21 protein-coding genes and 1 pseudogene are annotated in these 18,896 nt (G+C 59.6%); 6 read left to right on the forward strand and 16 right to left on the reverse strand.

Annotated elements, in window-relative coordinates:
* Window positions 1-58: 58 nt before the first annotated feature.
* From BLR13_RS02905 to trxC, 5 genes are all read right to left on the reverse strand, one after another.
* Window positions 59-2,086: an erythromycin esterase family protein gene (locus BLR13_RS02905; protein ID WP_083387652.1), complete on the reverse strand. Its 2,028-nt coding sequence runs from the start codon at window positions 2,084-2,086 to the stop codon at window positions 59-61.
* A gap of 133 nt (window positions 2,087-2,219) precedes the next feature.
* Window positions 2,220-4,058, reverse strand: a complete 1,839-nt coding sequence (locus tag BLR13_RS02910; RefSeq protein ID WP_079586844.1) for an FAD-dependent oxidoreductase — start codon at window positions 4,056-4,058, stop codon at window positions 2,220-2,222.
* A 24-nt stretch (window positions 4,059-4,082) separates the two neighbouring features.
* Window positions 4,083-4,898: a universal stress protein gene (locus BLR13_RS02915; protein ID WP_074827770.1), complete on the reverse strand. Its 816-nt coding sequence runs from the start codon at window positions 4,896-4,898 to the stop codon at window positions 4,083-4,085.
* Between the two features lie 98 nt (window positions 4,899-4,996).
* Window positions 4,997-5,293, reverse strand: coding sequence for a hypothetical protein (locus BLR13_RS39865; RefSeq protein WP_143039803.1), 297 nt, complete (start codon window positions 5,291-5,293; stop codon window positions 4,997-4,999).
* A gap of 107 nt (window positions 5,294-5,400) precedes the next feature.
* Window positions 5,401-5,853 (reverse strand): thioredoxin TrxC, encoded by a 453-nt coding sequence (gene trxC, locus BLR13_RS02920; protein WP_074827767.1) that lies wholly within the window; start codon window positions 5,851-5,853, stop codon window positions 5,401-5,403.
* Between the two features lie 220 nt (window positions 5,854-6,073).
* Here trxC and BLR13_RS02925 point away from each other — a divergent pair, with 220 nt between their 5' ends.
* The 3 genes and pseudogenes from BLR13_RS02925 to BLR13_RS02935 all read left to right on the forward strand — a co-directional run bounded on the left by BLR13_RS02925 (window position 6,074) and on the right by BLR13_RS02935 (window position 8,004).
* Window positions 6,074-6,745 (forward strand): rhomboid family intramembrane serine protease, encoded by a 672-nt coding sequence (locus BLR13_RS02925; RefSeq protein ID WP_074827764.1) that lies wholly within the window; start codon window positions 6,074-6,076, stop codon window positions 6,743-6,745.
* Window positions 6,746-6,869: 124 nt separating this feature from the next.
* The gene (locus BLR13_RS02930) at window positions 6,870-7,274 is read left to right on the forward strand and encodes an SDH family Clp fold serine proteinase (RefSeq protein WP_244525067.1); all 405 of its coding nucleotides are present in this window, start codon (window positions 6,870-6,872) and stop codon (window positions 7,272-7,274) included.
* Between the two features lie 55 nt (window positions 7,275-7,329).
* Window positions 7,330-8,004: pseudogene (locus BLR13_RS02935) on the forward strand (HAD family hydrolase).
* 78 nt (window positions 8,005-8,082) lie between these two features.
* On the opposite strand, the gene BLR13_RS02940 reads toward BLR13_RS02935, so the two are convergent.
* The 3 genes from BLR13_RS02940 to BLR13_RS02960 all read right to left on the reverse strand — a co-directional run bounded on the left by BLR13_RS02940 (window position 8,083) and on the right by BLR13_RS02960 (window position 10,800).
* Window positions 8,083-8,709 carry a MarC family protein gene (locus BLR13_RS02940; protein ID WP_074832013.1) on the reverse strand — a complete coding sequence of 209 codons (627 nt, stop codon included), beginning with the start codon at window positions 8,707-8,709 and terminating at the stop codon, window positions 8,083-8,085.
* 318 nt (window positions 8,710-9,027) lie between these two features.
* Window positions 9,028-9,252 carry a hypothetical protein gene (locus tag BLR13_RS02950; RefSeq protein WP_074827759.1) on the reverse strand — a complete coding sequence of 75 codons (225 nt, stop codon included), beginning with the start codon at window positions 9,250-9,252 and terminating at the stop codon, window positions 9,028-9,030.
* Window positions 9,253-10,365: 1,113 nt separating this feature from the next.
* Complete coding sequence (locus BLR13_RS02960; protein ID WP_074827757.1) at window positions 10,366-10,800, reverse strand: hypothetical protein; 435 nt, start codon at window positions 10,798-10,800, stop codon at window positions 10,366-10,368.
* Window positions 10,801-11,118: 318 nt separating this feature from the next.
* Between BLR13_RS02960 and BLR13_RS02965 the strand changes: the two genes are divergently transcribed.
* Window positions 11,119-11,394, forward strand: coding sequence for an aldehyde dehydrogenase family protein (locus BLR13_RS02965; RefSeq protein WP_157793675.1), 276 nt, complete (start codon window positions 11,119-11,121; stop codon window positions 11,392-11,394).
* Between the two features lie 253 nt (window positions 11,395-11,647).
* On the opposite strand, the gene BLR13_RS02970 is transcribed toward BLR13_RS02965, so the two are convergent.
* From BLR13_RS02970 to BLR13_RS02985, 4 genes are all read right to left on the reverse strand, one after another.
* Window positions 11,648-11,983: a hypothetical protein gene (locus tag BLR13_RS02970; protein WP_244525068.1), complete on the reverse strand. Its 336-nt coding sequence runs from the start codon at window positions 11,981-11,983 to the stop codon at window positions 11,648-11,650.
* A 1,127-nt stretch (window positions 11,984-13,110) separates the two neighbouring features.
* On the reverse strand, window positions 13,111-14,049 hold the full coding sequence (locus BLR13_RS02975; protein ID WP_074827753.1) for a diacylglycerol/lipid kinase family protein: 939 nt from the start codon (window positions 14,047-14,049) through the stop codon (window positions 13,111-13,113).
* Between the two features lie 21 nt (window positions 14,050-14,070).
* On the reverse strand, window positions 14,071-14,784 hold the full coding sequence (locus tag BLR13_RS42185) for a phosphatase PAP2 family protein (RefSeq protein WP_074832007.1): 714 nt from the start codon (window positions 14,782-14,784) through the stop codon (window positions 14,071-14,073).
* A gap of 136 nt (window positions 14,785-14,920) precedes the next feature.
* Window positions 14,921-15,556, reverse strand: coding sequence for a sigma factor-like helix-turn-helix DNA-binding protein (locus BLR13_RS02985; RefSeq protein ID WP_074827751.1), 636 nt, complete (start codon window positions 15,554-15,556; stop codon window positions 14,921-14,923).
* Between the two features lie 186 nt (window positions 15,557-15,742).
* Here BLR13_RS02985 and BLR13_RS02990 point away from each other — a divergent pair, with 186 nt between their 5' ends.
* Together BLR13_RS02990 and BLR13_RS02995 are read left to right on the forward strand one after the other, a co-directional pair.
* Window positions 15,743-16,168, forward strand: a complete 426-nt coding sequence (locus BLR13_RS02990; protein WP_244525069.1) for a DUF3775 domain-containing protein — start codon at window positions 15,743-15,745, stop codon at window positions 16,166-16,168.
* 542 nt (window positions 16,169-16,710) lie between these two features.
* A complete protein-coding gene (locus BLR13_RS02995) occupies window positions 16,711-17,067 on the forward strand; it encodes a hypothetical protein (protein ID WP_074827749.1) in 357 nt (118 codons plus the stop codon).
* 297 nt (window positions 17,068-17,364) lie between these two features.
* Here BLR13_RS02995 and BLR13_RS03000 read toward each other — a convergent pair whose 3' ends face one another.
* From BLR13_RS03000 to BLR13_RS39870, 4 genes are all read right to left on the reverse strand, one after another.
* Window positions 17,365-17,631 (reverse strand): hypothetical protein, encoded by a 267-nt coding sequence (locus tag BLR13_RS03000; protein ID WP_074827747.1) that lies wholly within the window; start codon window positions 17,629-17,631, stop codon window positions 17,365-17,367.
* A gap of 45 nt (window positions 17,632-17,676) precedes the next feature.
* Complete coding sequence (locus BLR13_RS41520) at window positions 17,677-17,985, reverse strand: hypothetical protein (RefSeq protein WP_244525070.1); 309 nt, start codon at window positions 17,983-17,985, stop codon at window positions 17,677-17,679.
* Window positions 17,986-18,033: 48 nt separating this feature from the next.
* On the reverse strand, window positions 18,034-18,453 hold the full coding sequence (locus BLR13_RS41525; protein WP_244525071.1) for a DUF6894 family protein: 420 nt from the start codon (window positions 18,451-18,453) through the stop codon (window positions 18,034-18,036).
* A gap of 211 nt (window positions 18,454-18,664) precedes the next feature.
* Window positions 18,665-18,886: a hypothetical protein gene (locus BLR13_RS39870; RefSeq protein ID WP_143039801.1), complete on the reverse strand. Its 222-nt coding sequence runs from the start codon at window positions 18,884-18,886 to the stop codon at window positions 18,665-18,667.
* Window positions 18,887-18,896: the final 10 nt, after the last annotated feature.

Below are 18,896 nucleotides of genomic sequence, written 5' to 3' on the forward strand. Positions count from 1 at the left end.
CTTCCTCTACCGAATGTGCGCGCAGCCGCCGCGTCGTTTACCGGGACTGCGGTGCTTGTTACACCGCGAACGGGAACGTCTCCGGAATCTCGCCGGTTTCCCACTCTTCCGTTGATTCGAGCGGCTTGACCGCACGCGTCTTGTCGAAATTGAGTACGGCGTCGAATTGTTCGACCAGTCGCGCCCCGAAATAATGGCTCTGCCGCTCGGTCTCGGGACGATAGATCACACCAATCGCCCGCTCGAGCCGGGGAGCCGCCAGTTGCTGCACCATCAGGTCGCTGTCGTTCAGGATAAGCAGGAACTGGTCGTGCCGCACCGCATGGAATAGCGCCTCGTAGCTACCGGCCGGTGCCGGGCGAACACGCTTGCGCTCGGAGGATTTGCCCCAGTCGGAGGCCGCAGTGACTGTGCCGTGGTGGGTGGTGAAGCCGATCAGCACCGCTTCACCGGCGTATTTCTCACGCGTGAGCTGGCCGACATTGAGCTCGCCACGCTGGCCCATTTCGGTCGCACGGGCGTCGCCGAGATGGGAATTATGCTCCCAGACGGCAACCTTCGCGCTTCCAACCTTCCGACCGAGATACTCAACCAGGGCGTCGAGGGTTTCAGCCATATGTCGGTCACGAAGATTCCATGAAGACACTTCCTCAAGGAACACGGACCGGTAATACGCCTCGGCATTTTTCACCAGACGGGCATTCTGCTCGGCATGGAACAGATCATCGTCCGCCAGGCCGCCGTCGCGCCGCATGGTGTCAGCCGCCCGGCGTTGCAATTCGATCAGTTGGCCGATGACCTCCTCCTCACACGACCTGGAAAGGTTCAGGCGCGTCATCAGACCATAGGCCTCGGTATCCTCGCCGACATGGTCGAAGCAGGAGTAACGCTCGCGTGCCCGCTCGGCCGCCTCGGGGTCGACCTTCTCGAGATATTGCAGCACGGCTTTCATCGAGGCATGGAGGCTGTAGAGGTCGAGGCCGTAAAATCCGACTTTCTCGGCACCCGGCGGCAGCGCGTCGTTGTAGGCCCGCAGCCATTCGATGAACTCGACCACCACCGTGTTGCGCCACATCCATGTCGGGAAGCGGCGGAAATCGGCCAGCGCCTCCACAGCATCGACGTCGTCGCTTGCACCGCGGACATAGCGGTTGAGCCGATAGGCGTCGGGCCAGTCGGCCTCCACGGCGACGGCGGAGAAGTTCTTTTCGGCGATCAGCCGTTTGGTGATCTCGGCACGCTCGCAGTAGAACTCATGCGTGCCGTGGGACGCTTCACCCAACAGCGCGAAACGAGCCTCGCCGATCCGCCCGATCAGCGGATCGTAATCGCGGGCCAATCCCGCCAACGGGTAGGCAATCTGGCGCAATGCCTTGATGAGCGGGCGGTCCACCGCCGGACCTTGCGCGACCTCGCCAGTTTGCGGCGTCCCTTGCCGCGCCAGCAGGATGCCAACCTCTTCGTCCGCGGTCTGGGAAAAATCCTGGTACCAGCGGCCGACGGCATGGAACGGCTCCGGCGTAATGGCACAGATGACGTCGTCGGCTTTTTCCTTCATCTCCTCGCAGGCTTCAGGCGACGCCATCGGAACCGCAACTACAATGCGGGCTGGATTCTGCTGCCGCAAAGCCTCGATCGCGGCGTGCATGGTGGCTCCGGTCGCGAGGCCGTCGTCCACCAGAATGACGGTGCGGCCGCGGACATCGGGCGGCGGCCGATCGCCGCGGTAAAGCCGCTCGCGCCGCTCCAGCTCCTGCCGTTCACGCGCCGCAATCGCCTCGATCGCCTGCTCGCCGATGCCGAGGCGCTCGACGAGTTGATCGTTGAGCACGCGCACGCCACCGGTGGCGATCGCCCCCATCGCCAGCTCCTCATAGCCGGGGACGCCAAGCTTGTGGACGACAAAGACATCGAGCGGCGCTCCGAGCCCGCGGGCCACTTCATAGGCGACAGGCACGCCGCCGCGCGGCAGCGCCAGCACGAGCACGTCGGGTCGATTGGCATAGGCTGCGAGCTTTTCGGCGAGCAGCCCGCCGGCTTCGCGGCGATCACGAAACAGTCCCGGCTTGACAAGTCCTGGCTGCATTCTCCTCCTCCCGTTTTGTGGAGGCGGCGCGAACTGTGCCGCATCAGGTCATTTTCAGCCTTGACGGCGGTCAATGCGACAGGCATTGCAGTCCTCGCTGGCGAGTGAACCATACTGACCGCGGCGACGCCGATCATCTACCTCTATCCCAACCGGCTGCCGAATAGGCTGGCGCCACCCCGTTACTGAGCGCAGCAGTCGCCTCCTGATGCGCTCTCTTCGGCGTGCAGTGCGGGTTCAACCGCATACCCATCGCATCCACGCTCCCCGTCCCCGAATCCTTTTCCGCGTCGCCCGACGATTCAGCCGCGCCATCTGCGCGAGCCACGTGCAATTCCGCCCCCACGACAGCCCCCTCGCCGATGGCGGCTCCGACCCGCTTGACTGATCCAGACCGCACATCGCCGGAGGCAAACACGCCACGCACGCTGGTTTCCAGCGGCAGCGGACGGCGGGATCTGTTGTTCGACGGGCGGGCGTCGAAGGGAACGTCCGAGCCGGTCAAGACAAAATTCTTGCTGTCCAGAGCGATCCCGCTATCCCTGAGCCAGCCCGTTGCCGGTTCCGCGCCGATGAAGCAAAAGACATGGCGGATCGGCTTTTCCGTCTCCTCGCCGGTCACATTGTTGCGCCAGCGCACGCGCTCCAGTTGCTTCTCGCGGCTGCCATAGAGGGCAACGATTTCCGTTCGGGTCAACACCTCGATATTGTCGATCGCCTTGATGCGGTCGACGAGGTATTGCGACATGCTCTCCGCCAGACTCGGACCACGCACTAGCATCCGGATGTTTTTAGCGAAGCTGCGCAGGAAGACCGCGGCCTGGCCCGCCGAGTTGCCACCGCCTACCAGAACGATTTCCTCATCACGACAAAGCCGCGCCTCGATCGGCGAAGCCCAGTACCAGACTCCCCGCCCCTCGAAATCGTTGAGGTTTGGAACGTCAAGGCGTCGGTAGCGCGCGCCGGTCGCCACGACCACGGTCGCGGCCTTGACGCGCCGGCCATCCGTGAGATGAAGCCCAAGCTCCGTTTCAGTCCGATCGAGCCGTACCACTTCGCAGGGTATCATCACCCTGGCACCGAATTTCTGCGCCTGCACGTAAGCACGGCCGGTGAGCGCCTGGCCGGAAATGCCGGCCGGGAAACCGAGATAATTTTCGATACGCGCACTCGCTCCGGCCTGTCCACCGAAGGCGCGCGCGTCGAAAACGATGACCGAGAGACCCTCCGATGCGGCATAGACCGCGGTGGATAGGCCGGCCGGTCCCGCACCCACGACCGCGACGTCATAGGTCCGATCGCGTTCGTCGATCGGGACCATTCCGAGTGCGCGCGCCAATTCGGTCTCGTTCGGGTTTTTCAGGATGGTACCCTTCGGACACACTGCCAGCGGCAGGTCCGAAGGATTCGGGGCATATTGCGCGACCAGTTTCGCTGCGTCCTGATCCTGTGCCGGGTCGAGCAGTTGATGCGGGTAGGCATTGCGCGCCAGGAAGCCTTGCAGACGAATGACGTCTGGACTGTTTTCGGCGCCAATCAGTACCGGACCTCCGGTGCCAGCCTCGATCAGGGCGACGCGACGCAGGATCAGTGCATGCATGATCCGTTCGCCGAGTTCGGGCTCTTCAATCATCAGGGCGCGCAGATTTTCCGGCGGAATCAACAGTGCTTCGACATCATCGATCGCGTGAACGTCGACGAACGCCGGCTGACCTGACAATTGCCCCACTTCGGCGACGAAGTCACCGGGCCCCTGCTCCACGATCGGGGCGCTGTGCCCGAAGGGATCGCGACGCGTGAGGCGCACCGAGCCCTTGATCAGCACATACATGCCGGGAGCGACGCTTCCTGTGACGAACAGCGCCTCGCCGGGGGCGTAGTGCCGGACTTCCCCAAAACGATGCAGCCGATCGATTTCATTCGGAGTCAGCTTTGGAAACATCTGCTCGTTGCGGTTATCGATCTTTGCCATTTCAAGCCCCCGACGCGAAATCGATTAATGAGCCATCAGGAGCGGAACAGGCGCCTCGTGCAGCAGATTGTAGGTCACACCGCCTAGCAACCACTCGCGCAGCCGGAGATGGCCGTATCCGCCCATGACGATAAGGTCAGCCTTTCGCCGTTCAGCTTCTGCCATCAACCGGGCGCCGATCTCGCTGCGGCGGCTCTTGACCCGATGAAGGACGGCGTCGATTCCATGATGCTTGAGATGGTTGACCGCATCGACACCGAGGATCGCCTCTTCCTCGGTTGGGCGCTCGCCGGTCACGACCACGACCGCGACCTCCTCCGCCTTGTGCAGATACGGCATGCTTTCGCCCAAGGCTCGCGCCGCCTCCCGGCCGCCGTTCCAGGCGATGAGGATGCGATCGAAGGCGATCTTGGGCCGCTCTGTCTCGGGGACCAAATAGACGTGCCGGCCCGATCCGAACAGAACGCCCTCGATCAGCCGCTCGGGATCCATCGCGCCGTTGGGACGCAAAGTCACAAAGCAGTCGGCGGAGCGCGCCTCGCGGGCGGCAATCCTGGCGATATCGTCAGCCAGCACATCGAAGCGCCGAATCTCTACGGGGCGCTCAAGCTGTTGCAGTCGCCTCGCCAGCAACGCCTCGCTTAGATCGCCGGCCTCGCGCGCATGGTCGATCACCTCGGCCGTGGCGTCCCCCTCGATCCGACCGGGTAGTGGCAATACATTGAGAAACAGGCCGATGACCACCTGAGCGTCGAGCCATCGGGCTATGTCGGCGACAGCCGCCAGCCGAATTTCGTCGGAAATGCCGCCGTCCAACCAAACCATCATATCCTTGATCATTCGGGCCGTCCTACATCAGCAGATCAAAAAGGCGGACACACCGCTGCCGGTGTCCATGACATGGCTGGTGGGCCCCCTACTCGATTGCACCGTAGCGATCATGGCTTGCGAATCCTCAAGCGCCATCGTGCCGCGCAAGGAGCGGACACCCATTGACGGCTGTCAGCTTCCCCTGATTTTTCAATGGCGCCGAAATTGACGCTCGTCACGGCGCCGTCTCCGATCTTCTGCCAATCTTCGTTGTTCGCGGAGCTCAAGCGATGGCAGGCGCTGCTAGTCACGTTGTCCCGGACGACAACTTCGACGACTGGGTCGTACGCGCCGACATTGGGCAGGAATTCGGCCACTACCCCACCCGCGAAGCCGCCGAACGGGTCGCGCAGGCGATCGCGCAAGATCGTCGTCCACCTCCCGGATGGAAAAACGAGCCGAACGCGTTTTGCAAAAAGCTGGGCCGCCAGATTGTTCCGGCGATGATCCGGCGGAATCGGGCGACGCCCTGTTACACCTTCATGCCGTCGACATGCTCGCGGGTCCATGCCAGCAGTTGAGGCAGGGGCATGACACCGGACTTGCGCGCAATCTCCCGGCCGTGGTGCACGAGCATCAGTGTCGGTATGCTTTGGATGGAGAACCGCCGCAGCAGTTCCTGTACGGCGTCGCTGTCGACCTTAACCAGCCGCAAATCGGGTTCGAGTTGGGTTGCCGCCTGTTCGAAGATCGGCGCCATCGCCCGGCAGGGACCGCACCAGATAGCCCAGAAATCAACCAATAGCGGAATGTCACTGTGCGTCGCGTGCCTGTCGAAGCGGGCGATGCTGTCCAGCGCCGCCGGCCGACCTTCGTAAAGCGGCCGGTGACAGGATCCGCACTTGGCGCCATCGCGCAGCCGTTCGCGCGGTAAACGGTTGATCGCATCGCAGTGCGGGCAGACGATATGCAGCGCGGTGGTCATGTGTACTCCGCACGAGGCTCGATGCTGCAGGATCATGCGTCGCCCGGGAGACCGCATTGACCGGCATCAATTTTTCGAAAGCCCGTCGTTAAATTGACGGCGTCATGGCCGGTTTGGGCCTTCTGACCGCAATGTCGGAACCTCAGCAAGATCCGTCAGCCCGAAGCTGAAAGCGCCAGATATTGTCCGCAATCCGTGACATTCAGTCGAAGAGGCGCAGATGATCCCGATCCGGAACGCAGTCCCTTCCCGCTACCCGCCGGTGGTCACCTGGATGCTGATCGCCATCAATTGCCTAGTGTTCCTGTTCCAGGACAGCCTGGGCCCAGATGAGCTTGAGCTGTTCTTGCGCCAATTCGCGCTGATTCCCGCGCGTTATTCCGAGGCCTTTGCATCGGGGGAAACCGACCTGGACGCCGCGGATATCCTGCCCTTCTTCTCCATGATGTTTCTGCATGGCGGGTGGCTCCATCTGATCTTGAACATGTGGACGCTGTGGCTGTTCGGTCCGACGGTCGAGGATCGGATGGGTCATGCCCGCTATCTGGCGTTCTATCTGGCTTGCGGCCTTGCCGCATCAGTCGCGCATCGCAATATCGGCTGGAGAAACTTCATCCTGATAGACAAGCTGGCGGACCTCTGCGTAAGCGGCGTCGATCATCGCCTTGGCCGTGTCGGCTTCAATCCATTTTACTTCCTTGCCATCCGGCCCTTCGGCGATGATATCGGGCCCGTCATAGTGAATGCTTGCGGCGTTGTGGATCGCCAACGTGTTCCTGAGATTGCGTCCAAGTCGGATGGGGACGAGCCGCAGTTCCTTGTGACCTTTTCGATCCGGATAGACGCGCTGATTGCTGTCGGAGAATACGCGCAGAGTTCCATCCGGCACTAAGGCAGATTCCAGTGCTATCCACCAGCTTGTCTGGAAATCTTGACCTTCATCGACAATGATGTGATCCCATCTCAGGTCAGGACGCGCAGTAACAGCATGATTAGAAGTTCGGGCGCTGGACCTCGTGCTCCACACGCCGGGAGGTCTCGTACTGGCGGCGCTCCAAATCGCGAAAGCTATCCGCGAACACAAGGCGAAGGTCACGGCCGTTGTGCCGCACTACGCCATGTCAGGCGGCACGCTGATCGCACTCGCGGCCGACAAAATCGTGATGTGCAAGCACTCGGTGCTCGGTCCCATCGATCCGCAGCTTGGACAGTCGCCGGCGGTCTCACTCATCAAGGCCGTTGAGGAAAAGCCGGTGGCAAAGATCGATGATCAGACGCTTGTTTTGGCCGTCGGCGTTCTCCAGCTGCTGAAGCTGTATCCGCAGCCGGTCCGCATGCAGAACAGCGGCGGCGTGGAATATCTTCCGGTACGCCGAAGTCAGTCCGAGAGCACTGGAGTTGATTCCACGCAGTGGAGCTAACCTTGTCGACGCCGGTCTTTGCGCGGCGCCTTTTCCCCGAGAGGAGATTTCACCGATGCGCATCGAACCGGCTTTTCTGTTTGACCTCGATGGCACGCTGGTCGACAGCGTCTATCAACACGTTCTCGCCTGGAAGACTGCCCTTGATGCCGAGAGCATCGAACTCTCTGTCTGGCGCATCCATCGCAAGATCGGCATGAGCGGAGGACTATTCACCAACCAACTATTGCGCGAGACTGAAGTCGAAATCGATCCCGAGCGCATTGAGCGGCTGCGCCGGGCTCATGCCGAGGCCTACCAGCGGTATGCCAGCGGGATCCGCCCGCTGCCCGGCGCGCGCAAGCTGCTCGCTTGGTTCACGGAAGCCGCCATACCTTGGGCAATCGCCACCGGCGGCCGGATGGAAACAGCAGCGGTTAACCTTGCTGCGCTCGACGTCGAACTCACAAAAATTCCTGTCATCACGCGCGATCACGTTCGATACGCAAAGCCAGATCCAGACCTATTTCTGGCTGCAGCGGAGCGGCTCGACGCCCCCATCGAAGGGGCGGTCGTCATCGGCGACAGTATCTGAGACATGATCGCGGCCGCACGCAGCCGGGCGTTGAGCGTCGGACTGCTCAGCGGCGGCTACAGTTCAGACGAATTGCGGCAGGCGGGGGCCCTTCGCGTTTATGAAGGCCCGGCCGATCTCTTGAATCACATCGATGAGGTCGGCGGGCGACGATAAGCCCAGGTCGGATTCCGACTGTACTGCGACGGATGTGACATTGGTTGCTATCTCGGCAACAATTGAGGACGCTCACCTCTAGGCGTTCGTTGTTCGAACCACAGCAATTCCATCCAGCATGAACTGAACCGAATACGCTGCGAGCAAGATCCCGAGCAGCCTGGACAAGACGGCGTTGCCTGTCCTGCCCAAGGTTCTGGCAATCAGCGAGGAGAGCTTGAAACAGAACATACAAATGAAACAGACAAGCAGAATGATTATGATCACAATGATCATCCTAGGCACCCCTGCTGCCGCGCTGGACGACAGCAGTGTGGTTGCGATCGCGCCCGGGCCGGCCATCAGCGGGATCGCGAGCGGAAAAACGGCAATGTCGGCTGCATGTTCAGATAGCGCCTTATCCGCCTCTCGCGCCTCCCGGTGAGGCCTGTCGCCAAAGACCATCCCATAAGACAACCCAAAAAGAAGAAGTCCTCCCGCAATCTGGAAGGCGGCAATGCCAATGCCGAGTTGGCGCAGCAGCCAGTTCCCACATAAGGCAAGCGCCACCAGCATCGCTGCAGCGATCAGAGGAGAGCGGATTGCGATCGCCGTCCTCTCCTGCTCACTCAAACCGTGTGTCGCCGACAGAAAAGCGGGCACGCGGCCGACCGGGTCGACGACCAGCAACAGCGTCACGAAAGCTGACATCGCGAAATCGATCAAGGCTCTGCTCGTGGCCATTCGCCGGAGAGAAGAGACTGCAGAGCACGGCGATGATCTTGATCACGACAGGAGGACCGCGTGGCTACGATGAGCATTGCCGCCGCTGACCGTATGACTTGCTGGTGCCCTGTCCCTGTCTCGCTAACTGGATCAGCCGGCGGGAAGATGCGGTCGTATATCGCGCGGGCCTCTTGAATTAGGCGGGCTTGCTCGCGCTCAGACCTTGGGACAAATCGGATAATCCCGCCCATATTCGCTCCAAACATTGGTTAGAGAAGGAGACGCATTTCTTCCGCAGTTGGGCTGTGATGCCGCCCATCAGGTCATGTCCGCCCGCTCGCCCTCAGCATTAGCAGCCGATCGGGCTAATGCTTTGGCCGCATCAACATGCGAGGCTTTCTCAGCTCGCCGCTGGTAGTCGTCGGCAAGCGCCTTAAGCTGACCCGCAATCGCCCGGTCCGTCATGGTTTGGGCGGCGTGAAGCAAAGTCTCTGCTATTTTGAAGTATCCCTTGCCTCGTTGTGAGATCTGCTCGAACGTCATGGAGCCCTCCGCGGTTCTCTGTCGCTTGGCCCAAGGCGATTTGGGGCCAGGGCAGCCAACTCCGATCACTTGCCCGGCGAGCTCTGAGGCGATCGACGCACTTCCTGGAACAAGCAGGAGTCTGCCACGAGTGGTACCGAACGAGACCAAACCTGCCATCACAAACCGCGCATCGCGCAGCTCTGCCACATCTCAGACTTTCGGAGCAGTCCAGCATTGGCAGTCTCCCCTCTTGGTATCATCGTCGTTGCTCGTCGATCATCCTTCTTTCACGGTGGTGCTTTATGAGCCTGTGCGCCTTTCCAGCCCATACAACCTAGACGATCGCGATCACCGCTCAATTAAACTTGGGTAATCGTCGGGCACCCAAAGTGGTCACGGAAACGATACGAAGGTTTATGGTGCTCGAAAGCCGGCAGCTTCTCGATGCGAGACTTCGATTAGCCCGACAGGCAATCGTGCTCTCCAGGGTATCGTACTCATCCAAGGCCATCTTGATCATTCGTGACCTGGTCCTTCATTGACAATCATCATCTACGTTCGAAATATTTTCGGACCTGCGACCAAGGAAGCGGGCCAGCTGTGTGTACCGAAAATTCAAATCCGAGCATAGCTGTGGTGCAATCCACCCAAGATAGCGTGCGAACTTAGGACGCCGGTTCGCTGAACCGGACGAGAGATCGGTGCATCCTTGTGCAAGGACCGATGCGTTCTGGCGCCATTACCGAACTTGCGCGCCATATTGTTTCTATCCGAAGGAAGCCAGTACCGGCTCGCGCACGTCCGCCCGGATGACGCGGGAATCGATCCGCGCGCCTTCGACGTCCCAGCAACTTTAACTAAGGTGATAAGTCAACGGTAACAAAATATACGTCCAGCAAAATACGCTGACCAAAACGCCCAACACAATGATGTCCTCAGACATGCGGGAATCCGTCGGAGTTGGTGAAGCCGATCGCGACATGCATCGAACCAACGGGCTATGGCGGCACGCGTTGCGCGATCCGGCGAAAACAAATCGAATCGTGATGCAGGTATAAATTGATCGGCGTCAATGGCATCAGGCGCCGCGCAGATAGTTCTGCAATTTTCGGGGTGTGTCGCAGCAAGCAGTTACTGCGTCAGAAATATATATGCGACGATCAAAGCCACCATGCTCGCGAAAATCAGCAGTGCCGAGAGGGATTTTCGGATCATTGGCATGGTCGAATGGCGCGCAGCCGATAGACCGGGCTGAGGTTTAGGCCCTCGTTGGAACCGCCTGGCTTTGCCTTCTGTCGTTGATGTGCGAGCCTTTGGTTCCGGCGCAGCGCCCACGCCTCCCATCTCGTTGTAATAGGCGCAGTAGACCTCGCGAACGGCCACGGCCGTGGACTCGGCCTCGCTCATTGTCTCGAGTCGGGTTCGATAGTTAGTCAGAAACCTCTGGGCGTTTGACGGAAGGTCATCGAAACCACCGAGCTTGGCCATCATGAGCCAAGTGGCAAAATCCGCCTCGGCTTTCGTGCGAGCTTTGCTGGCGATACTGGTGTTGGAGCTGGAGGACATGGGGGTCCGATTGGTTGGCCCGCCCAAACTCGCCGGCGTTCATGGCTATCGTTGGACAGTTCGCTTAGGTATCGCGGTTGACGTCAGGTGTCCCGCCGACGAGATTAGCGGCTGGCTGCAGCCCCCCTGAGTGCCACACCGGGATTGATTCTCCTGGCAATCCGGTTGTCGACCAGCCTGTAGTTAGCAGTCGGTGTATAGCATCTCCCATGGTTGGGATGCGGAAGACGTAGCACGGCTCAAGAAACTCTGGGCCGCAGGGACTCAAACCATGGCGAGAAGGATTTCCGCACTCACGATGAAGGATTGTTTGGCCCGGTGGCTTCAGTCATCCGGATCGACAACGAGGCTGCCGTGATCGTCGCGACGGCCAACGAGTCCATCTTCGGATTAAGCGGCAGCGTCATCACGCACGATACGCACGAGGGGAGCGCGTCGCCACCGAGATCGAGAGTGGTTGTGTTCGCAAACGACAACGTTCGCTCCGCTCCGCGACTTCGCTTCGGCGGCGTGAAGGAGAGAGTGGTGGTTATGGACGGGAGCTTTCTGACTACGGCATCAAGGGGTTCGTCAAAATCAAGACGATCGTGGTGAGCTAAGACGCATTAAATAGGTGCAAGTCGCTTGAATAATCGCCAATCAGTCTACCAAAATTTCAGACGCCGATCTGTTCGAGCACAGAACGTCTGGTCGGGGGGTGATCAAAAGGATGAGCTTGCGACTTCATTGGGCGTTGATCTTCTGCCAATGTGAGATTTCGGTTAATTAAGATTCAGTGATTTTCGCGCAACGCTTCGAGCGAAGCTCACCGTATCTCGTTGCCCGTGATTCCGCAAAGACGGTGCGCCTATTCCTTGCTCGGATTGCGTTGCTTTCCGATCTGCTGAGGTGGTTCGTCATAGCCGGCGCGGCTGCTGTAGAAGACGAGAGTCATCAATGCGATGCCAATCACCAGCGAAAAGAAGATTCCAAGCGCCATGGCGATGTAGCCGTGCTTGGACACCTGCACATCCTGGTCCATAGTCCAGCCCTCATAGCCGAGCCAGATGGTGGCCGCGAGGATCGCCAGAAGCACCGCAATGATGGCCCAGGAACCTGTCTTCATATCGACCCAATGCGCTCCGCCGCACGCCTGTTCCGTGCTGGCGATGGCTTCTTTCCTAACTTCGAAGGGATCAAACATCTTCGAATGGCGGCTTGCTGAGCTGCCATTCGCTTGACCGCTATCCGGTCAAATCAAAAGGCGCTGTGCCTCCACGGCTCATGATGTGGCGTAATCCCTGGCAAACGGGATTCAATCTCCAAATTTACTCTAGCGTCGCGATCTCACCTCCGCCTTGACGATTATCAATTTCATACATCTCTTCCTCCCCAAGACGCATCGGTTTTGGCGCACTGAAATTGACAATCGCAAGATGAGGCCCCCGCTCAAGCACTAGCAGACAAGAGAGCTTTCGACGACTGACGTTCATGTACTGCTCTCAAGGATGGTCACGGGAGGTGCGTCATCGCATCTTTGCGACATTGCCAAGTCGGTTGCTCCGGACGTTAAGATCCACGAGCTTGAAAATTTGCTTCCAAAGCGTTCAGAAGCGAAAGTCGAACATGTGAACGGAGATCCGCAAAGCGAAGGATTTGTAGGCCTGCCCCTTTCGCTCTGACCTCCCGACACGTGCGCCGTGGCGATCGTTTTCGATCATGCGGCGAGGGAGGCAGGCAGGCAGGACGCAGGTCGCGAAACTTCCGGCGTTCTTTCTGATAGGCCGCGAGCAGAGCCGACAAGTGCAAGAAATTCCTCGACACTTCGATGATCTACTGGGACGCGTAGTCTGCCCAAAATGACAAAGGCCGCCCCTTCATTGGAGCGGTTTTTCCATTTCGGAGCCAGTGCAAGCTCGGCGGCACAGTGTAGATCGAACCCGGTCTCCAGCCGCAGTCTCCCAAAAAAACGGGAGTTTTTCAAATGTCTGCCGGAGACTATCGGCTATTTTGCTCCGGAACTGCACAAATTCGGAGTCTAAAGACTGACCGCCGGTTCGCGAAAGCACGCCATTGGCGGGCCTTTCTGCGAGTATTAGGGACATTTTTTCTCTGAGCGCCGGACTGGCTGGCTGGAGTGAGAGGATTCGAACTCACGCATTCCCGATCGAACCCGGTCGCTGCGTGAATTTCATCGAATTTGGGAATACGGCGGGGTCTTCATGGATCACTCATAACCGGTGTCGGCCGCAGTAGCGGGATTGAGTTTCAACGGCGGGAACCGCAGTCTTATAAGGGCGGATGGGTCAGGCAGGGTGTGTGCGCGCAGAATTATGAGCCTATCCAATTTGGCGGAGCGAACACGCGCAGAGCTCCCCGTCGGATCTTGTAGTGGAGCGGCGACTGCATAGTTGCGACTTCCCCATCGAACGCGACGAGCAGCCGGCTCCTGCGTGCGCTGATATCGGCAGTCGCGCCCTTGAAGATGCGAAGATCGCGCTGCTGCCTGACAAGCCCGAGAATGCAACGGCATGCGAGCCAGAACATCGAAAGCCGGCCTTGCGTCCTGGCTACGTAAAGGCACAACTCGCCTCGATCGAGCCTCTCCCGCGCGCCAAGCCCCGGTCCGGAAATTCGATACTCATTGTTTCCGACGAATACGCACGGGCTGCGGCACGGCTCAACAGTCCCTTCGACAAGGATGGTAAGCCGGAACAGGGGCAGGTTGCGAAGCACGCGAGGCATGGCCAGGATCATTGCTATCCGCTTTGATAGCCGTTCCCTTCGCCTTCTTCGCTCTCGCTCCAGCACCAGATACGGATAGAACCCGATCGACGAGTTATTCACGAATATCACGTCGTTGACTTCTCCCACGTCGACAGCACGTTGTTCTCCGGCTCCGATGATCGCCACAGCCCGTTCCGCAACGACGGATATCCCGAGATCTCTGGCAAAGTGATTGAGAGTCCCAAGCGGCAGGATCCCGAGCGGAATGTTACTTCCGGCAAGCACGCTCGCAACGGTGCGAACGCTGCCGTCTCCACCGCCGACGACGATGGCATCGAGTTCCCCGTCGACGACCTGCTGCCGGGCTCGCTCAGCCGCTGATCCCAACTCTGAACCTGGCAGGAACTCCAGAGCGGCCGCGATTCCGTGCTTCTCGAATGCCGACGCAAGAACATCGCGCAGCGTTCCAGCACCCTGGCGCTCGATCGTACCGGCAGATGCGTTCAGCAGCGCAGCAACCCTGAGCCTTGCATCGGGGAGCATCGGTCAGATTCCTTAAGAGCGTCATGACTTTTCGGGCGGCTCGACTTGTCCCCCGCGTTGCAGCCATGTCATGAGCACCCAGCAGCCCATGGCCCAGGCCGTCCCGATGCACCAGCCCGCCAGCACATCGGTCGGATAATGAACTCCGAGATAAATTCGGCTCAGGCCGACCAGAACCGTGAGCATCCCTGCGAGCGTCATGAAATAGATCCGCACCGGGATCTCGGAATGGGTTCGGGCCAACAGGGCTCCCAATGTCAAATAGGTGATGGCTGACATGGTGGCGTGGCCGCTTGGGAAGCTTGCGGTGAAGACCCGCACGGCAGGAACCACGAGATCAGGCCTCGGCCGCGCGAAGCTGAATTTCAGCAAGCTGTTCAAGGCCACGCCGCTTGATACCGCGCCCAGCATCAGCCACGCTGCGGCTCGCCTTCGCGTCAGAAGCAAGTAGCCGACCACGGCAAGCAATAGGATCCCGAGCACGATGGTGCTGCCAAGCGCCGAGATGTCGCGTGCCGCTTCGGGCAGCCATGGCGGGCCGATCGGAACGCCCGGATTGCCGGCCTGACGAACCGCAAGCAGCAGTTTTCGGTCGAACGGCAGTGTTTCGCCTTCAATCACCTCCTCCGCGAGCAAGCCAAACGCCAGAAGAAGCGCCGCTATCGTCAAGATGGATGCGAAGAGCCGGGTCTCCGCCTGCGATAGTTTTGCGATTGGCTGCCCAAAGACCCGCATCTGGTCGCTCCCTGGAAGGACCCAGGCCGTTGTATCACGGTAGGTCAGCGTATCATTGCGCCAATGCAGGCCCGGCGATGCACTCGCCGATGCTGGCCGCTTCATGATTCAAGTGGGCCATGCAAGGGACGGTCCCTCAGTGGGCCGCCTTGTCTGCGGCGCGCACGCGGCGGCGCGCGCTTGCTAAAAGACCCTCCGCTTCAGCCGGCGTAATCCCGAGGGCCAGCCCGACCTCCTGCAACGGCACCCCATGGACCTCGTGCATGAGCAGGACTTCACGCTCGCGCGGAGCGAGCCAGCCGACAAACTCGTCTTCCTCCGCGACGTCTTCCCGCGCACGATCGACGGTGCCGCTGAAGACTTGCGAATTCTTCGGATATTCCAGCTCATGCGATTGCCAAAAGTCGTCGTCGTTCTCATAGAGCGGGTCGGGCTCTACCTCCTCGGGGAACAGCTCGGTCGTCGTCCGGCTGCGCCCGTCTTCGCGCGCAGCCAGCGCTTCTGCTGTGCGGAAGATCGAGGCCAGCGCGAAGGCTTTAATGCCGAGCGTAGAGGACAAACGCCGGCGCTCGCGCCACACGCGTTGTAGCGCCATGTCCAGCAGCTGCTCTGGCGTCGGGTTATCGGGCGCAAACTGCCCGAGCGTCAGACGATGGCGCAGCTCACGCTGCGCCGCCTGCAACAGCTCGCGGTAGGTGGGTGCGAGCGCACGATCGAACGCTTGGCCGTCGGCCTCCGCGGCCTGTCTCCACGGCGGCGGTATCTTGCTCACGATGCTGCTGCCTCTCCGTTGAGTGCGAGTTGGACCGGATAACCCAATCGCGCGTCTGTGGCCTTGACGGCCGTCAAGCATCGGGGCGTCGCAATTGAGTAAGGTCAATTCCCGTGGCGGAACCAAAATCCTGGTCCGCCGCTTCATTTCAGGAAACTCGCCCCGAGGGGCCGCTGAGGTGCAAAAATGGCCGATGCGATTCCGACGCTGTCGATTTCGACAGAAAAGATCTGCTTTGTGGTGCTGAAAGCGCGTGAATTCGACGTCAAGGACGCCGACACGAGTTCGGACGAGGATGGATCCAATCCGGCCGACGACCGCATGGTCGAGGTGCTGGAGAATCGGCCTGATGATCCTGTCGACCAGGAACTCGTGGCGTTTATCGAAGCCATGAGCGAAGACGAACAGGTCGATCTCGTGACCCTGACCTGGCTCGGCCGGGGCGACGGTGGCCTGGAAGACTGGGATGATTTGAGGGCCGAGGCCGCGCGCGTGCACAACAGGCGCACGGCATCCTACCTCCTCGGAATACCCCTTTTGCCCGACTTTTTAGAAGAGGCCCTCGCGGCGTTCGGCCGTTCGTGCGAAGAGTTTGAAGAGGACCGCCTGTGAGATCCGCCAGGGACCCACAATCATACCACCTCTCCCCACGTCTCGATCCTCGTCCGCCCGAGGATTCGGCGGGCTGCTGGCAAGCGATTTCGCGGGCGGCCGCGCGCGTGGCAGGCTCCCAGGACTCCAAGGCCCGCCACGCAGTCCTGATACGGGAATATTTCAAATATTTACGAGACTATCGGCGATTTCGCTCTCAGATTGTCGGAATTGGGAGCTTCGAGACGGCGCGCCAATCTGCAAAAGGACCGCAATTGGCGGGCATTTATACGATTTACGTGAGTACAATCTCGAGTTGACAGACTGCCTGGCTGGGGCGGGAACAACCCTACTATCGGCAAAAAATAGCGTTTATTCAAATGTTTAATGGAAAGTGAAGAACGCCAATACCGTCATAAATACCGCCAATTTCAATTGCTTTCCTCGATGCCTATACCCCTTGCCCCAAAATCAATGTTGGGCACATCACATCAATGAGTTGCGAATCTAACTGCACGTTCCCTACGTAGTGATGTGGGCCCATTTTTCTGCGGAATGGTTCGATGATACATCAGTTCGTCAATGTTACGGGTCGGATCGTTGCTACCGAGCGTGGCGAAATGGCTATTCCCCAATGCATCGCTGATGCAGAGGCCGACTGCGGCACGTCAGCCGTGCTCCCCAGCATGCCGTCCGGTGAAAACGTCGTGTTGCTTAGGAAGAGCGCGGTTTCATCATCAGCGACTCTTGTCCTGAGGGATAGCCCTTCCAGCGAGAACCAGACCGATGATTCGCTGTCGTCGGTCACATTCAAACAGGCCGGTAAGGAGCCCGCCCGCGAACTGACGATCGAATATCTCGACGGCAACGGGCTCGGCCTGTCCTGCGACATTGAAAGGCCTCGTGCAGCGCTCTTCTGACTGATATTTTTGGCTGCAGAGAGCGGCATAACTCAATTCGTCGCGCGGGCATGCATTCGGAGAATCTGCGCTGGTTAGGTTGCATATCCTGCCTTGATCAGGTTGTTGGACGATGCGGCGATCAAATAGCAGCCGCTATTGCGCACTAAAACATAGGCCAATATGCCCTCTAGGAAACCCCTTCACCCGCTCCAATGTTTTCAGGCACTTGTCGCGTGATCGGTTTTTCATTCCGACAAACCGGGCTGTTTCACTCCAACAATGTTCACTTTTCGATCACCTTGGTTGGCTTTCCGGTCAACCCCTGACAATATTCAGATTGCCGAACCGTCGTGCCAGCGCCTGAGCAAGCGCGACGGCCTTGAGCTGGTAGTCAGTAGGCAATTTCGGGCTCTCTCTCAATGTTACTGCTGCGTTTGATTCCAGTCGGGACTCTTCAATTTCGCCGAGAGGGATGGGAACAGATACAATCACCCGCATGACGGAATTGGTCGCTGGCTCATCCCAAAGTACCCTGCAAAGCACCATCTGATCGTTAAGACGGCTCCAATATTCTGCCTGCATATTGTCTTTCCTGTTTTCCGCTGGGGTGCGAACCCCGACACACGGCTATCCTTTGCTATATTTCGTACGCCGCTTCATGCGCTTCATTTGCGCGTCCTGCTTGCCCTCATCGTCATCATGCAGGTAGTTCCCCATCGCTGCCGTCGAAGACCGTTGACCCTTGGTCATCAACTGCATTTCGGTGCGGCCGGACGTGTTGGCTTCGGTGGCACCGCCATGGCGTCCTAACGATGTGAACGTCAGCTCAGGACGCAAGCCCGCAGCGAGGATGGTCTTCTTTGAGATGCGCTCCACTTGCGTCAGCATCTCGCCCTTGCCGCCCCACGGCAGGCCGCTGCCGTCACGCAGCAGCATCAAGCCGCCCCCTGGGCCGCAGCGCCTTCATGGCATCTAGCTCGGCCATCAGGAGCGGATACAGTGCCTTCCCCCTTGGCATTGAACAGCGGTTTCCACAAGCCGGTGCTGGTCTTGCAGTTGACGACATAGGGTGGTTCGGTTGGCTTTCGGGTCGATAATGATCCGCAGTGTTTTCCCATGATGCCCTCCTGCGGCCCGCGCGGAGCGAACGTTGCATCCAAGGCTGATAGCCGCGCGATCATCAGCCGCTCTTTTCCGCGCTGTCAACGCTTCCCGGTGGATTTCGATTCCGGCATCGTCGACGATCGAGACCGAATAGCCTTTACCTAGGCAATCCTGCCTGTTTTCGGCGATGTCGATGGCGAGACGTTGCGCCACGGCAATAGCCTGGCCACGATCCGCTACCGGATGTCCGATGGGCTCAACTTCGTCGTGGTGGACGAGGTTGAAGTAGAATCGTCTCATTCTCGGACTTCCAATCGGTGCAGTTTTGATAAACACGCGCATGGCCCGTAGGTTCCGATCTTGACTACTGCATCCGGCTCCGCACGCCTAGCCTACGCAGCGCTGAGCCAAACGACGTTCGATCGCCACTGCGCAGCAAGGTGGCACCCATTAAAGTTCGCGCTTTGATATCGAAGACGGTCAGGGGTTGGCAAGGGCACGCTGGGGCGGATCAATTGCGGCGGTGGGGATGGCGGCGAACCCGTCCGGAGCCCATCAGGCCTGTCGAGTTTTCACCGGCCCACACATCAAAAAAGTGGCGTGCCAGCGACGCTAAAGCCGCCCAGGGCAAAACAGCCCTTTGTTGACGGCTATCAGTGTGTCGGAGATCGACTTTGGCAATATGAGCTTCTGTCAAAGAAGCCAGGAGAGTCCCGATGCTGAAGAATTCCATGCTCGTCGGT

It is taken from the genome of Bradyrhizobium ottawaense, from assembly GCF_900099825.1.
GTDB classification, from domain to species: Bacteria; Pseudomonadota; Alphaproteobacteria; order Rhizobiales; family Xanthobacteraceae; genus Bradyrhizobium; species Bradyrhizobium ottawaense_A.

Excerpts from the sequence above, each read along its gene's own strand:
- BLR13_RS02905 (WP_083387652.1), bottom strand. The coding sequence starts at position 2,086 with ATGCAGCCAGGACTTGTCAAGCCGGGACTGTTTCGTGATCGCCGCGAA.
- BLR13_RS02910 (WP_079586844.1), bottom strand. The coding sequence starts at position 4,058 with ATGGCAAAGATCGATAACCGCAACGAGCAGATGTTTCCAAAGCTGACT.
- BLR13_RS02915 (WP_074827770.1), bottom strand. The coding sequence starts at position 4,898 with ATGATCAAGGATATGATGGTTTGGTTGGACGGCGGCATTTCCGACGAA.
- trxC (WP_074827767.1), bottom strand. The coding sequence starts at position 5,853 with ATGACCACCGCGCTGCATATCGTCTGCCCGCACTGCGATGCGATCAAC.
- BLR13_RS02925 (WP_074827764.1), top strand. The coding sequence starts at position 6,074 with ATGATCCCGATCCGGAACGCAGTCCCTTCCCGCTACCCGCCGGTGGTC.
- BLR13_RS02950 (WP_074827759.1), bottom strand. The coding sequence starts at position 9,252 with ATGACGTTCGAGCAGATCTCACAACGAGGCAAGGGATACTTCAAAATA.
- BLR13_RS02960 (WP_074827757.1), bottom strand. The coding sequence starts at position 10,800 with ATGTCCTCCAGCTCCAACACCAGTATCGCCAGCAAAGCTCGCACGAAA.
- BLR13_RS02970 (WP_244525068.1), bottom strand. The coding sequence starts at position 11,983 with ATGTTTGATCCCTTCGAAGTTAGGAAAGAAGCCATCGCCAGCACGGAA.
- BLR13_RS02975 (WP_074827753.1), bottom strand. The coding sequence starts at position 14,049 with ATGCTCCCCGATGCAAGGCTCAGGGTTGCTGCGCTGCTGAACGCATCT.
- BLR13_RS42185 (WP_074832007.1), bottom strand. The coding sequence starts at position 14,784 with ATGCGGGTCTTTGGGCAGCCAATCGCAAAACTATCGCAGGCGGAGACC.
- BLR13_RS02990 (WP_244525069.1), top strand. The coding sequence starts at position 15,743 with ATGGCCGATGCGATTCCGACGCTGTCGATTTCGACAGAAAAGATCTGC.
- BLR13_RS02995 (WP_074827749.1), top strand. The coding sequence starts at position 16,711 with ATGATACATCAGTTCGTCAATGTTACGGGTCGGATCGTTGCTACCGAG.
- BLR13_RS03000 (WP_074827747.1), bottom strand. The coding sequence starts at position 17,631 with ATGCAGGCAGAATATTGGAGCCGTCTTAACGATCAGATGGTGCTTTGC.
- BLR13_RS41520 (WP_244525070.1), bottom strand. The coding sequence starts at position 17,985 with ATGCTGCTGCGTGACGGCAGCGGCCTGCCGTGGGGCGGCAAGGGCGAG.
- BLR13_RS41525 (WP_244525071.1), bottom strand. The coding sequence starts at position 18,453 with ATGAGACGATTCTACTTCAACCTCGTCCACCACGACGAAGTTGAGCCC.
- BLR13_RS39870 (WP_143039801.1), bottom strand. The coding sequence starts at position 18,886 with ATGGAATTCTTCAGCATCGGGACTCTCCTGGCTTCTTTGACAGAAGCT.